At 64.0% G+C, this 13,701-nt stretch carries 5 protein-coding genes and 3 rRNA genes; 3 read left to right on the top strand and 5 right to left on the bottom strand.

Annotation, left to right across the window (positions count from 1 at the left end; all coding sequences use genetic code 11):
- Position 1: 1 nt before the first annotated feature.
- From SALPAC3_RS0113240 to SALPAC3_RS0113225, 4 genes are read right to left on the bottom strand one after another with little or no spacing between them, the layout of a single operon-like run.
- Positions 2 to 1,135 carry an XdhC family protein gene (locus SALPAC3_RS0113240; protein ID WP_018221708.1) on the bottom strand — a complete coding sequence of 378 codons (1,134 nt, stop codon included), beginning with the start codon at positions 1,133 to 1,135 and terminating at the stop codon, positions 2 to 4.
- Positions 1,136 to 1,184: 49 nt separating this feature from the next.
- Entirely contained in the window at positions 1,185 to 3,494 is a 2,310-nt protein-coding gene (locus SALPAC3_RS0113235; protein WP_018221707.1) for a xanthine dehydrogenase family protein molybdopterin-binding subunit, read from the bottom strand.
- Positions 3,491 to 4,489, bottom strand: coding sequence for an FAD binding domain-containing protein (locus SALPAC3_RS0113230; RefSeq protein ID WP_018221706.1), 999 nt, complete (start codon positions 4,487 to 4,489; stop codon positions 3,491 to 3,493). Before SALPAC3_RS0113230 ends, SALPAC3_RS0113235 begins: the two co-directional genes overlap by 4 nt.
- Positions 4,489 to 4,968: a (2Fe-2S)-binding protein gene (locus tag SALPAC3_RS0113225; protein ID WP_018221705.1), complete on the bottom strand. Its 480-nt coding sequence runs from the start codon at positions 4,966 to 4,968 to the stop codon at positions 4,489 to 4,491. The genes SALPAC3_RS0113230 and SALPAC3_RS0113225 overlap by 1 nt, the downstream gene beginning before the upstream one ends.
- An 882-nt stretch (positions 4,969 to 5,850) precedes the next feature.
- Here SALPAC3_RS0113225 and SALPAC3_RS0113220 point away from each other — a divergent pair.
- The 3 genes from SALPAC3_RS0113220 to rrf all read left to right on the top strand — a co-directional run bounded on the left by SALPAC3_RS0113220 (position 5,851) and on the right by rrf (position 11,090).
- A 16S ribosomal RNA gene (locus SALPAC3_RS0113220) occupies positions 5,851 to 7,366 on the top strand.
- A gap of 416 nt (positions 7,367 to 7,782) precedes the next feature.
- Positions 7,783 to 10,889, top strand: a 23S ribosomal RNA gene (locus tag SALPAC3_RS0113215).
- An 84-nt stretch (positions 10,890 to 10,973) separates the two neighbouring features.
- Positions 10,974 to 11,090: ribosomal RNA gene (gene rrf, locus SALPAC3_RS0113210) — 5S ribosomal RNA — on the top strand.
- Together the 16S, 23S and 5S rRNA genes form the textbook arrangement of a ribosomal RNA operon.
- A gap of 630 nt (positions 11,091 to 11,720) precedes the next feature.
- Here rrf and SALPAC3_RS0113205 read toward each other — a convergent pair.
- Positions 11,721 to 13,601 carry a VanW family protein gene (locus tag SALPAC3_RS0113205; protein ID WP_026185529.1) on the bottom strand — a complete coding sequence of 627 codons (1,881 nt, stop codon included), beginning with the start codon at positions 13,599 to 13,601 and terminating at the stop codon, positions 11,721 to 11,723.
- Positions 13,602 to 13,701 lie beyond the last annotated feature (100 nt).

Raw genomic sequence — 13,701 nt, 5'->3', positions numbered from 1 at the left:
CTCAGCTGACCGTGGCGTCGGCACGTCGGTGGATGGGGCCAGCCAGGTAGGTCAGGGGTCGACCGGTGCCCCCGGCGCCGGCGGCCGCGATCATTTCGGCGCAGATGGAAACGGCGGTCTCCTGGGGAGTTTGGGCGCCCAGGTCGAGGCCGATGGGTGCTCGAAGGTGGCTGAGTTCGTCCTCGGTCAAGCCGGCCGCGGTGAGCCGGAGGAGCCGCTCGCGGTGTGTTTCTCGGCTGCCGATCACGCCGACGTAGCCGGCGCGCCCCCGTAGGGCCAGCGACAGCAGTTCGGTCTCGTGGCGATCATCGTGGCTGAGCACCACGATGGCGCTCCGGGCGTCGGTCTCGATGCTGCGCAGGTGGCGGTGCGGCCAGTCACAGACCACCTGGTGAGCGTCCGGGAAGTGCGCTGCGCGCATGAACACCGGCCGGGGGTCACACACGGTCACCTCGAAGCCGAGGAAACGCCCGAGCTGGCTCATCGCTCGGGCGACCGGACTCATCCCGTAGAGCAACATGCGGGGTGCCGGCTGGTGTCTGACGAACAGGACGTCAACCGGCTGCCCGGCGCCGTTGATGATGCGTTCCACCTGCCCCACCGCGATGCGTTCGACCTGCCCCGCTCCGATGGACACCCGCTCCCGGAGCTGGCGTGCCACGAGCTCGTCCACCCCCGGATCGCCCGACGATCCCCACCACCCATCCGAGTCTGCCGCGAGCAGCGCCGCCCCTGGGCCGGCGGGTAGCACCAGAGCGGAGCCGACCGTCCGATTCGCCAGCAACCGATCGAGCAGCGGTGCCATGACCTCCACCGCCGCGGGCAGCACCACCACGTCGATCTCACTACGACAGGCGAGGCCGACCACCGGCGAGCCGTCGCTCTGGTGGGTGTAGCGGTTCCGGTGCACCCGACCAGAGCGGATCGAGTCCTGGGCCGCCGTGAGGACCGCGCCGTCAATGCACCCGCCGGCCACGCCGCCGGCGACCTCGCCGGTGGCGCAGCTGGCCATCACCGTCCCAACCGGGCACGGCGCGCTCCCCGTCACACCGACGACAACGGCCATCGCGAAGGAGAGGTCGGCCGAACACCACCGCCGTAGGGTCGGCGCGATGTACCTGATCCCCGCTGTCATCAGACTCCCTGCCGGCGAGCGGCCTAACGCGGTGTGGAACCCCTGGCCGTTACCGAGCAGGCTCCGTCATGAGGTCCTCGATGCGGACGGGCAGACTCCGGACCCGGACCCCGGTGGCGTGGTGGACGGCGTTGGTGATCGCGGCTGCCGCCCCGACGTGGACGACTTCGCCCAGGTTCTTGAGACCGAACGCGCTGAACGATGGGTCGGGCTCGTCGATGAAGTCGACGTCGAGGGTGGGTACGTCGGCGTTCACCGGAACCAGGTAGTCGCTCAGGTTGGTGTTGAGGAATCCGCCGAAGCGGGGGTCCACGGTGCTCTCCTCCCGGAGCGCGCTGCTGATGCCCCAGACCAGGCCGCTCAGGGCCTGGCTGGTGGCGGTGCGCCGACTGATCACCCGCCCGCAGTCGATGACCGACAGCATCCGGGTGACCCGTGGTCGGCGGATCCGGGGGCCGATGCGGACCTCGACGAAGTGGGCGACATAGGAGCAGGTGACGAAGTCGGGAAAGACCGGGCCCACCCGGGCGTTGTCGACGTCCGCCATCACCGCGCTCATCGGCGCCGTGCCGGTGTCGGGCGCATCGGTCGGGCGTCGCCCTGGGGCGAAGTACTGCCCGGGAGCTTCGACCGAGGGGAGGCCGGCGGCCATGAGAAGCCCGGCTATCAGTGGCCCCGAGTTGTCTGGGCCGACCAGCCGTCCCTCCGCCAGTCGGCACTCGCTGACGTCAACGTTGGCAACCGGCTCGCCATGGGTGGCGGCGATCTGGTGCAGCTGGGCTCGGATCCCGACGGCCGCTTCCTGGATGGCCGGCATGGCGGTGGCGGCTCCCCACGAGCCACCGGTTTCTGGCTGGGGAGCGACCCGGGTGTCACCAACGACTACCCGGATGTTGCTGGGTGACAGGCCGAGGGCATCGGCCGCGGCCAGCGCGACCACGGTGCGTATGCCCTGGCCCATCTCGTGTCCGCTGACCGAGACCTCCGCCGTGCCGTCGTCACACAGCCGTACGTGCGCGCCGGCGGCGGAGGCGAGGCCGGGATAGCAGCCGGTCGCCACGCCCCAGCCGATGAGGCTGCCATCCTCGCCGCGCATCGACCCGATCGCCGGGTCGCGTTCCGACCAGCCGAACCGTTCGGCGCCCCGATCAAGGCACTGCCTGAGCCGCCGTGAGGAGAATGGTTTGCCGGTTATCGGGTCGGTGGCGGTGTCGTGGCGCCGCCGTAGCTCGACCGGGTCAACGCCCACCCGTTCGGCGAGTTCGTCCAGGGCGCTCTCCACCGCGAACATCGTCGCCATCTCCATCGGCGCTCGCATGTAGCCGGGCGTCTGGGTGTCGAGCCGCACCAGGGTGGTGGTACCGCGGAAGTTCGGGATGCCGTACATACTTGCCGAAACCTGCGGCCCCCAGAACGGCATCAGGTCATGGCGTGATGTCTGCGCGACTGCCTCGTGTACCAGGGAGGTGATCGTGCCGTCGTCCCGCGCGCCGAACCGGATCCGGTGCCGGGTCGCGGGACGAAAGTGGACGCTGTGGAAGACGGCGGACCGCGGGACGATCAGCATCACCGGCCGGTCGACCCGCCGGGCGGCCAGGGCGGCCAGGGTGGTGCTGTACGTCTGACCGGTGCGCTGGCCGAAGCCGCCGCCGAGGGAGGGCGAGACGACCTGGACCAACTCCATCGGGATCCCGAGTTGCTTCGCCAGCGCGTGCCGGACGCGCCCCGCCGCCTGAGTGCCCTCATGGATCAGGAGCGATCCCTCATGCCACTCGGCGAGGGTGGACAGCAGCTCCAGCCCGTTGTGATGCTGCGCGGGGGAGTAGTAGGTGGCGTCAACCACAACTGGTGCCTGGTCGAGTAGCCGGTCACCCTCGCCGATCTCCACCACGGGGAACACGGGCACCGCCTCCGCCTGGTCGACCCGCTCGCCCCCCGGGGCGTCGAGTTCCACAGCGAACGGCTCGACGTCGTAGCGGGCGGTCACCAACGCCGCGGCTTCCGCTGCAGCCTCCAAGGTCTCCGCCACCACGATCGCGATTGGCTGACCGCGGTAGGCCACGGCGTTGTCCCGCATCGGTTGGAAGCTTTCGCTCGCGCTCCCCAACCCGAAGGTGAATTCGGACGGGTGCAGGCGATCCAGGTTTTCGTGCGTGAGTACCGCGAGCACCCCCCGCACCCGTTCCGCCTTGGCGGTCTCGAGGGTCGTGATCCGGCCGCGGCCCACGGTCGCACTGACCGGAATCGCGTACGCCATCGCCGCGGCCGTGCGGTCGGCGCCGTAGAGCGGTTCGCCGCGGACCTTCTCCACGCCGTCGTGGCGGACGTGGTCGGAGCCGATCCAGGCCATGGTGTTCATCCCATTCTCTGCTGAGCCGCCGCGACGGCCTCGAGTACGGTTTCCACAGCCAGCTGTACCCGGAAGTGGTTCTGCGGCGTGGTGCGAGCCGACCGGAACTCCGGCTCCAATGCCGTCCGGATGGACGTCTCGTCCAGCTGGGTCCCGGTCAGTGCCTGTTCGGCCTCCCGTGCCCGCCAGGGCACGGTGCCCAGGCTGCCGAGCGCGATCCGTATTTCGCTGGCGGTACCTCCTGCGTCGAGGTGAAGCCCGACGGCCGCCGACGCGAGGGCGAACGAGTACGAACTCCGGTCGCTCACCTTCTGGTAGCTGGACGACCGCGCCGCCGGCGTCATCGGCACCCGGACGGCCGTGATGAACTCGCCGGGCTTGAGGGTCGTCTCCCGGTGCGGTGTGTCGCCCGGCGGCACGAACAGGTCATGGATCGACATGGAGCGGGTGCCGTCGGGCCCGAGGACGGAGAGGCTCGCGTCGAACGCGGTCAGTGCCACCGCCAGGTCGCCGGGATAGACGGCGATGCAGCGGTTGCTGGTACCGAGGACGGCGTGGTGGCGATTGACGCCCTCCATCGCGGAGCATCCCGACCCGGGCTGACGTTTGTTGCACGAGAACTCGACCGCTCGGAAGTAGCCGCAGCGGGTGCGTTGCAGCAGGTTACCGCCGATCCTCGCCATGTTCCGTAACTGTTGGGAGGCCGCGGACAGGAGGGACTCCGCGAGCACCGGGCAGTTGGCCGCGACCAGCGGGTGGTTCGCGGCGTCGCTCATCCGGGTCAGCGCCCCGATGACCAGGTCACCCTGCTCCTCCCGGACGAAGTCCAAATCCGGGACGTCGGTCAGGTCGATGAGCAGACCGGGGGCTTCGACGTCGAGCTTCATCAGGTCCACGAGGGTCGTGCCACCACTGAGGTAGTGGGGTTGGTCGTCCTGAGAGGTGGCGAACGTCGATACCGCCTCCGCCGCGGAGCGCGCCCGGGTGTAGGTGAAGGCCCGCATCAGGACCGCCCGGGATCGGCGGCATGAACCCTGGCGACCGCTTGGACGATGCCCTGGTAGGCGCCGCAGCGGCAGAGATTCCCACTCATGAACTCGCGGATCTCCTCGGTGGACCCGGCGTGCCCCTCGTCGACACAGGCAATTGCCGACATCAGCTGTCCCGGGGTGCAGTAGCCACACTGCAGCGCGTCGCAGTCGAGGAACGCCTGCTGCATCGGATGCAACTCGTCCGGCGACTCCGTGAGCCCTTCGACGGTCCGTACCGCACCGCCGGCGACCTGGGCGGCGAGGGTCAGACAGGCCACCACGGGCCGGTCGTCGACATGGACCGTGCAGGCACCGCACTGCCCATGGTCGCACCCCTTCTTCGTGCCGTAGAGGCCGACGTGATCTCGCAGCGCGTCCAGCAGCGTCGTTCGGGCATCGAGCGTCCACTCCCGGTCCTGACCGTTAACGGTGAGCCTGGTCTGCACCGTCATGGACCCATCCCCTCCTGCTCTCTTCCGCATTCACCTCAGGTGGTCACCCGCACACAGGCTAGTGCCTGTTTCTACCGAAAATCGGTGTTTGCACCGATTCTTGGCGGGGACTGGGGCTGCCGCCTCGAAGGTTCATGGGTGCTGGGCAGGTCGCCGCCGGTTGTTGCGCCATCGGGTACAGGTCGGGTGGTACGCGAACCGCCCGTGTCGTCGCGGGCTGAGGTTCCACCCCTGACTTGGCTCACACGCCTGTCCACCCAACCGGGGAGCGAGTGTGACGGGGGCCGCAGCCGCTCGATTTGACGTGTGAACCCGAATCCGCGTAACTTTCTCTCTGCCAGCGCGGAACGGGGCAAACAGGGCGAAAGTCCTGAGGCCCACTCCAAGCGGCACCGGCGACAAGAAGCTTCACTGTCGAGTCGCCGGGCGGGCGGTGCCCGCCAAGTCTGCCGACAGGCCGATTTGGTGCGGCGAAACCGACCGGGTAAGGTAACAGCCGGCAGGAACCGGGCGAGCCAGCGGGAAACCGCGGGCGGCCGGTCTGCCAAATCCGAGGATCACACACGCGGGTAGCCACGTGTGCGCTCAACGGAAGCTGAACCGTGCGAAGCACGACAGACCGGGACAAACGGTTTGACACGGCGAAGACGGTGAGGTAAAGTAGTAAAAGTGCCTGGCGCGAGAGTGGCGGGCTGGAGCGGTTGCCTCTTGAGGGGCCCTGGTTTGGGGTTCTGATGGTGTGTGGTTGTTCTTTGAGAACTCAACAGGGTGTTTGGAAAGCCAGTGCCGTTTTGGTCTGGGTTGGCCTGCTGTTTGGTGGGTTGGCTTGGGCTTGAATTTGGCAGCAGATTGTTTTTTGTTGCTGGGGTTTTCTTCAAGTTTTTGTTGGAGAGTTTGATCCTGGCTCAGGACGAACGCTGGCGGCGTGCTTAACACATGCAAGTCGAGCGGAAAGGCCCTTCGGGGTACTCGAGCGGCGAACGGGTGAGTAACACGTGAGTAACCTGCCCTAGGCTTTGGGATAACCCCGGGAAACCGGGGCTAATACCGGATATGACTGGCTGCCGCATGGTGGTTGGTGGAAAGATTTTTCGGCTTGGGATGGACTCGCGGCCTATCAGCTTGTTGGTGGGGTAATGGCCTACCAAGGCGGCGACGGGTAGCCGGCCTGAGAGGGCGACCGGCCACACTGGGACTGAGACACGGCCCAGACTCCTACGGGAGGCAGCAGTGGGGAATCTTGCACAATGGGCGGAAGCCTGATGCAGCGACGCCGCGTGAGGGATGACGGCCTTCGGGTTGTAAACCTCTTTCAGCAGGGACGAAGCGTTTGTGACGGTACCTGCAGAAGAAGCGCCGGCCAACTACGTGCCAGCAGCCGCGGTAAGACGTAGGGCGCGAGCGTTGTCCGGATTTATTGGGCGTAAAGAGCTCGTAGGCGGCTTGTCGCGTCGACTGTGAAAACCCGTGGCTCAACTGCGGGCTTGCAGTCGATACGGGCAGGCTAGAGTTCGGTAGGGGAGACTGGAATTCCTGGTGTAGCGGTGAAATGCGCAGATATCAGGAGGAACACCGGTGGCGAAGGCGGGTCTCTGGGCCGATACTGACGCTGAGGAGCGAAAGCGTGGGGAGCGAACAGGATTAGATACCCTGGTAGTCCACGCTGTAAACGTTGGGCGCTAGGTGTGGGGGGCCTCTCCGGTTCTCTGTGCCGCAGCTAACGCATTAAGCGCCCCGCCTGGGGAGTACGGCCGCAAGGCTAAAACTCAAAGGAATTGACGGGGGCCCGCACAAGCGGCGGAGCATGCGGATTAATTCGATGCAACGCGAAGAACCTTACCTGGGTTTGACATCGCCGGAAATCCTTCAGAGATGGGGGGTCCTTCGGGGCCGGTGACAGGTGGTGCATGGCTGTCGTCAGCTCGTGTCGTGAGATGTTGGGTTAAGTCCCGCAACGAGCGCAACCCTTGTTCGATGTTGCCAGCGCGTTATGGCGGGGACTCATCGAAGACTGCCGGGGTCAACTCGGAGGAAGGTGGGGATGACGTCAAGTCATCATGCCCCTTATGTCCAGGGCTTCACGCATGCTACAATGGCCGGTACAATGGGCTGCGATACCGTGAGGTGGAGCGAATCCCAAAAAGCCGGTCTCAGTTCGGATCGGGGTCTGCAACTCGACCCCGTGAAGTCGGAGTCGCTAGTAATCGCAGATCAGCAACGCTGCGGTGAATACGTTCCCGGGCCTTGTACACACCGCCCGTCACGTCACGAAAGTCGGCAACACCCGAAGCCGGTGGCCTAACCCTTGTGGGGGGAGCCGTCGAAGGTGGGGCTGGCGATTGGGACGAAGTCGTAACAAGGTAGCCGTACCGGAAGGTGCGGCTGGATCACCTCCTTTCTAAGGAGCGCCATCCGTCGAAGGGCGGTATGGAGCCTCGGTTGCCTGTGTTGGGTGATGGGGTGCTCATTGGTCGGAGACACTGGCTAGTTGGTTTTGGCAGCGGTTTGATGCTCTTGTACACGCTCTCTTCGGGGGGTGGTTGGAAGGGGTTGATGATGCGGCTGGGGCTGGCGTTGGACACCCTGTTGGGTCCTGAAGGAATGACCGTGTGGTTGTTTCTTGGGCCGTGTGGTCTGTGATGTCGCCGGTTGGTGGTGTTGCGGGTTGGCGGTTTGCCTGGCGTGGCTTGCTTCGTATACCGGATGCTGGCTTTTGCCTCCTGTGAGGGGGTGGGGTTGGTGTTGCTGGTGCGGGGTGGTGGTTGCGGGTTGGTTGTTTGTTGAGAATTACACAGTGGACGCGAGCATCTTTGTGGTCAAGTTGTCAAGGGCGAACGGTGGATGCCTTGGCACCAGGAGCCGATGAAGGACGTGGGAGGCCGCGATAGGCCTGGGGGAGCTGTCAACCGAGCTGTGATCCCAGGGTGTCCGAATGGGGGAACCCGGCATCAGTCATGTGATGTCACCTGCACCTGAACTCATAGGGTGTGTGGAGGGAACGCGGGGAAGTGAAACATCTCAGTACCCGTAGGAAGAGAAAACAATTGTGATTCCGTGAGTAGTGGCGAGCGAAAGCGGATTGAGGCTAAACCGGCTGCGTGTGATACCTGTCAGGGGTTGCGTGGTTGGGGTTGTGGGACCCTGCGGCACGGGCTGACACTCGTGTGGGGAGTTATAAAGCTGGTGGTTAGTTGAACAGTCTGGAATGGCTGACCGTAGACGGTGAAAGTCCGGTAGGTGAAAGCTGCCAGTCTCCTGTGGGTGTTCCCGAGTAGCGGCGGACTCCTGTAATCTGCCGTGAATCTGCCAGGACCATCTGGTAAGCCTAAATACTTCCTGGTGACCGATAGCGGATAGTACCGTGAGGGAATGGTGAAAAGTACCCCGGGAGGGGAGTGAAATAGTACCTGAAACCGTTCGCCTACAATCCGTCGGAGCCTTTAGGGGTGACGGCGTGCCTTTTGAAGAATGAGCCTGCGAGTTAGTGGCATGTGGCGAGGTTAACCCGGGTGGGGGAGCCGTAGCGAAAGCGAGTCTGAATAGGGCGTCAGAGTCGCGTGTCCTAGACCCGAAGCGGAGTGATCTAGCCATGGGCAGGCTGAAGCGTGGGTAAGACTGCGTGGAGGGCCGAACCCACCAACGTTGAAAAGTTGGGGGATGACCTGTGGTTAGGGGTGAAAGGCCAATCAAACTCCGTGATAGCTGGTTCTCCCCGAAATGCATTTAGGTGCAGCGTCGTGTGTTTCTTGCCGGAGGTAGAGCACTGGATGGTCTAGGGGGCCTACAAGCTTACCGAAATCAGCCAAACTCCGAATGCCGGTAAGTGAGAGCGCGGCAGTGAGACTGCGGGGGATAAGCTTCGTAGTCGAGAGGGAAACAGCCCAGATCACCAGCTAAGGCCCCTAAGCGTGTGCTAAGTGGAAAAGGATGTGGGGTCGCATAGACAACCAGGAGGTTGGCTTAGAAGCAGCCATCCTTGAAAGAGTGCGTAATAGCTCACTGGTCAAGTGGTTCCGCGCCGACAATGTAGCGGGGCTCAAGCACACCGCCGAAGCTGTGGCATTCACGCGTGTACTTCGCATGGCCTTTGGGTTGTGTGTAGGTGTGTGGATGGGTAGGGGAGCGTCGTGCCGGGGGTGAAGCAGCCGAGTGATCGAGTTGTGGACGCGGTGCGAGTGAGAATGCAGGCATGAGTAGCGAATGAAGGGTGAGAAACCCTTCCGCCGGATGACCAAGGGTTCCAGGGCCAGGTTAATCCGCCCTGGGTGAGTCGGGGCCTAAGGCGAGGCCGAGAGGCGTAGTCGATGGATAACGGGTTGATATTCCCGTACCCGCGAAGGAGCGTCCCTGATGAACTTCGTTGTGCTAACCATCCGATCTTGGTGTGGTCTTTGGACTGTGCTGGGGGAGCGTGGGAACCTGGCGGGTAGTAGTCAAGCGATGGGGTGACGCAGGAAGGTAGCTGAGCCCGGCCGGTGGTTGTGCCGGGGTAAGCGTGTAGGCTGTGTCGTAGGTAAATCCGCGGCGCGTGTGGCTGAGACGTGATGCCGAGCCGATTCAGGTGAAGTCAGTGATCCTATGCTGTCGAGAAAAGCCTCTAGCGAGTTCCGAGCGGCCCGTACCCTAAACCGACACAGGTGGTCAGGTAGAGAATACCAAGGCGATCGGGTGAACTGTGGTTAAGGAACTCGGCAAATTGCCCCCGTAACTTTGGGAGAAGGGGGGCCGGAGACGTGAAGGCACGTGCTGCTGGAGCGTTGTATGGCCGCAGAGAGCAGGGGGAAGCGACTGTTTACTAAAAACACAGGTCCATGCGAAGAAGTAATTCGATGTATATGGACTGACGCCTGCCCGGTGCTGGAACGTTAAGGGGACCTGTTAGTCTTTCGGGGCGAAGCGGAGAACTTAAGCGCCAGTAAACGGCGGTGGTAACTATAACCATCCTAAGGTAGCGAAATTCCTTGTCGGGTAAGTTCCGACCTGCACGAATGGCGTAACGACTTCCCCACTGTCTCAACCACAGGCCCGGCGAAATTGCATTACGAGTAAAGATGCTCGTTACGCGCGGCAGGACGGAAAGACCCCGGGACCTTTACTATAGCTTGACATTGGTATCTGAATTAGCTTGTGTAGGATAGGTGGGAGCCGGTGAAGTGTGCACGCCAGTGCATGTGGAGGCAATCTTGAAATACCACTCTGGTTGGTTTGGGTATCTAACTTCGGACCGTTATCCGGTTCAGGGACAGTGTCTGGTGGGTAGTTTAACTGGGGCGGTTGCCTCCTAAAGGGTAACGGAGGCGCCCAAAGGTTCCCTCAGCCTGGTTGGCAATCAGGTGTTGAGTGTAAGTGCACAAGGGAGCTTGACTGTGAGACTGACGGGTCGAGCAGGGACGAAAGTCGGGACTAGTGATCCGGCACTGGCGAATGGAAGCGGTGTCGCTCAACGGATAAAAGGTACCCCGGGGATAACAGGCTGATCTTCCCCAAGAGTCCATATCGACGGGATGGTTTGGCACCTCGATGTCGGCTCGTCGCATCCTGGGGCTGTAGCAGGTCCCAAGGGTTGGGCTGTTCGCCCATTAAAGCGGTACGCGAGCTGGGTTTAGAACGTCGTGAGACAGTTCGGTCCCTATCCGCCGTGCGCGTAGGATACTTGAGAAGGGCTGTCCCTAGTACGAGAGGACCGGGACGGACGAACCTCTGGTGTGCCAGTTGTCCCGCCAGGGGCACGGCTGGTTGGCTACGTTCGGAAGGGATAACCGCTGAAAGCATCTAAGCGGGAAGCCTGCTTCAAGATGAGGTATCCCATCCACCTTTGGTGGGGTAAGGCCCCCAGCTAGACGACTGGGTTGATAGGCCGGAAATGTAAGCTCGGTAACGGGTTCAGTTGACCGGTACTAATAGGCCGAGGACTTGACTACTAAGTTGCTACGCGTCCACTGTGTATCTCTTGGCAAGCAAACATTGCCTGTGGTGTTGGGTGTGTTTGATATGTCGATAAGTGTTACGGCGGTCATGGCGGAGGGGAAACGCCCGGTTACATTCCGAACCCGGAAGCTAAGCCCTCCAGCGCCGATGGTACTGCACTCGGGAGGGTGTGGGAGAGTAGGACACCGCCGGGCAAAACTTTGTTGAGGGCCGACCCTACCCGGGTCGGCCCTCAACGCTTTTCCCGCCGGGACGCCACCCGGAAGACAGTCTCAGGATGCTTCGGCCTGGCGCCGGCAGCGTGCCCGGTTCACCGGACCTCGTGACACATCGGTTCAGATCAGCCCGGATTTCGGGGGCACCTCGCGGTTTTGGATCAGAACGAGGGTCGGAAGTCGGAACGCCACGCCGACAGGTCCAGGCGGGCTCGCCTACCCGTACCCACTCCGGGTTGCCGGCCTGCGCGCCGGGCTCCGCCAACGTCGGCTGGGTGGGCTGGAAAGCGGTGGCGGCACGTGATCCAGCCGCCGGGCGGGCCCACCTCGCTGGGGGTTTGTCGCCTGCTCGTCGAACGTCGGTCGGCCCGACCGCACCCGGTTCTCCGCGTCGCCGTCGTGGTCCGCCGGATCAGTGGCCGGGGGTGGTCTGTTCGCCGGCGGCCGAAGCGCTCAGCAGCTGCCGGCGACAACAGCGGTTCGGCCACCGTACGTCGGTGTCAGGAGCTGTGGTTGTCGGATGCCAAGGAGGCTGTGTCGCCGATGATGAGGAAAGGGCCCTGCCGGGGCAATGCCGACAGGGCCCCTCAGTTCAGGTGAGGGCGGGGCTCAGGAGGGTTTCGGGCCGCAGATGAAGCGTGGCTCCGCGGAGTAGCGCCAGCTGAACTTCTCCCGCTTCGCCTCCTTGCCGTTCTTGTAGAACACCCGGTAGGCGTTCTGGCTGAACCCGTCGCTGCCGTTGGCGGCGATGCAGTCCGGGCCGGGCTCCAGATAGACCGTCTTCGGCTTGGTGATGTTGCTTCGGGGGCCGTACTCCGTCTTTACCTTGTCCCAGACCTTTGTGCTCCAGATCGAAACGGTGATCTTGTTCGACGTGTAGGAGGTGTCGATCAGGAGTCCGTACTCGGTGTTGTTGCGGAACTTGAAATCGAGATCTGGGTAGAAGATCGTGGACTCGATGACCGCCGGATAACGGCTGAAATAGTACGAGTGGGGCTTGTGCTCGACATCCTCCAGCCCCGCGTAGTAGGTGGCGTTGAAGAGCGTCGTGGTGAACTGCGAGACCCCGCCCCCGACTCCCGGCACGAGCTTGCCATTGAGGATGACCGGAGCATCCTGGTAGCCCTTTGCGTAGTTTCGTTCGCCGGTGTGCTTGTTCAAGGAGAACGTCTCGCCGGGCAGCACCAGCGTGTTGTCGACGTCCTTGGCGGCAGTGATGATGTTCTGGCTGCGGGGCGAGGAGAGCCCGCCGGAGAACTGGGTGGTGAAGGTCGACACCTTCTCCTTGATGCCCAGGCCGGCCAACTTCTCCGTGGTGAGCTCCGGCTTCTTCGTTTCGAGTGTGCCGCTCACCCGGCGGTCGTCCGCCTGCGGTAGGACCGCGAGCAGAGCCTCCCCGAGGCCGTCGGCGTCCAGTTCCTTCCCGTTCTGGCTGTCGATGATCTTCGGCTTGCCGTCGGTGAGCGTCATCCGGGCGTTCTTCGGGGTCACCTCGACCTTGGCCAGGTCATCGCCGAGCGCGGAGCGGAGACGTTTGACATCGACCTTCGCCGACAACGTGCCGGCCTCGTCGGCGGTGAACAGCAGGCTCTTCGCGATCGCCTCCGGCGGGATGCTCACCGAGCCCTGGTCCGTCGTCAGGGTTACCGGGGCCGCCACGGCCGGCTTCGCCAACTCGGTCACCAGCCGGTCCACCTCCTCGGCGGTGGTCACCGGGTATGTCTCGACCAGCGGAACGGTGACCGGATCGCCGCTCAACCAGCCCTCCCGAACCGCCTGCGCGGACTGCTCCGGGTTGAGCTCCAGGCTGGGCTTCGGGTGGGTTGCCTTCGGGGTGAGGCCACTCCAGGTGATGCCGGGCATGGTCATCTCGCGGCCCTGGTCCCCCAAGACCTCCACGAGTGCCGCGTCGAGCTTCTCCACGTCCACCGTCGCCACCGGTGGCACCGCGCGGGAGCCGGCGAGGCGTTCGAAGACGTGCGCCTCCACCTGCATGGCGGCCCGCACAGTGGCCTCCACGTCAACCCGGAGACCCACCTCGGTCGGCACCAGTTCCGCGGTGTGTTGGCCGACGACCACCGGCAGGGGGGCGCTCAGCATGGCGGCCTGTTGTTCGACCGCCGCGTGCAGCTTCTCGACCGCGGCTGCCTGGCTCTGACCGCCGAGATCCGTACCGAGGACCGTCGTGCCACGGGGCACGTCACCGCCGTACGCGAAGACGCCGATGCCGACTGTGGAGGCGAGCACAACAGTGGTGACCCCGGTGGCAAGCAGCAACCAGGCGCGGCGCATCCGCCCCCCGCCCGGTGGAAAGGACCACTTCCCACCGGGCGGAAAGGACTTTTTGCCGCCAGTTAGAAAGGCCCACTTCCCGCCCCGTTGGCGGTTGACGGGTTCCGTCTCCTCAACGGGCCACTGCACCGCGGTTACCTGGACGGTGGGCCGGTCGTCGGCGGGCAGATCTTTGTCGCCGTACAGGGTCACAGTCACCTCGACTAGGGGCGTCGCGCTCGGGCGGTCATCACACCCGGAAGGAAACTACGGTAACCAACATGTGCCCGTGGCGGCAGGTCGTGTCCTGCGTCGCGTG

This window comes from Salinispora pacifica DSM 45544 (genome assembly GCF_000378845.1).
In the GTDB taxonomy this organism is placed as follows: domain Bacteria; phylum Actinomycetota; class Actinomycetes; order Mycobacteriales; family Micromonosporaceae; genus Micromonospora; species Micromonospora pacifica.
The sequence above is the reverse complement of the archived record's forward strand: the minus strand, read 5'-3'. Positions and strand labels throughout refer to the sequence as shown.

Coding starts and splice junctions, on each gene's coding strand:
- SALPAC3_RS0113225 (WP_018221705.1), bottom strand. CDS start 4,968: ATGACGGTGCAGACCAGGCTCACCGTTAACGGTCAGGACCGGGAGTGG.
- SALPAC3_RS0113240 (WP_018221708.1), bottom strand. CDS start 1,135: ATGACAGCGGGGATCAGGTACATCGCGCCGACCCTACGGCGGTGGTGT.
- SALPAC3_RS0113230 (WP_018221706.1), bottom strand. CDS start 4,489: ATGCGGGCCTTCACCTACACCCGGGCGCGCTCCGCGGCGGAGGCGGTA.
- SALPAC3_RS0113235 (WP_018221707.1), bottom strand. CDS start 3,494: ATGAACACCATGGCCTGGATCGGCTCCGACCACGTCCGCCACGACGGC.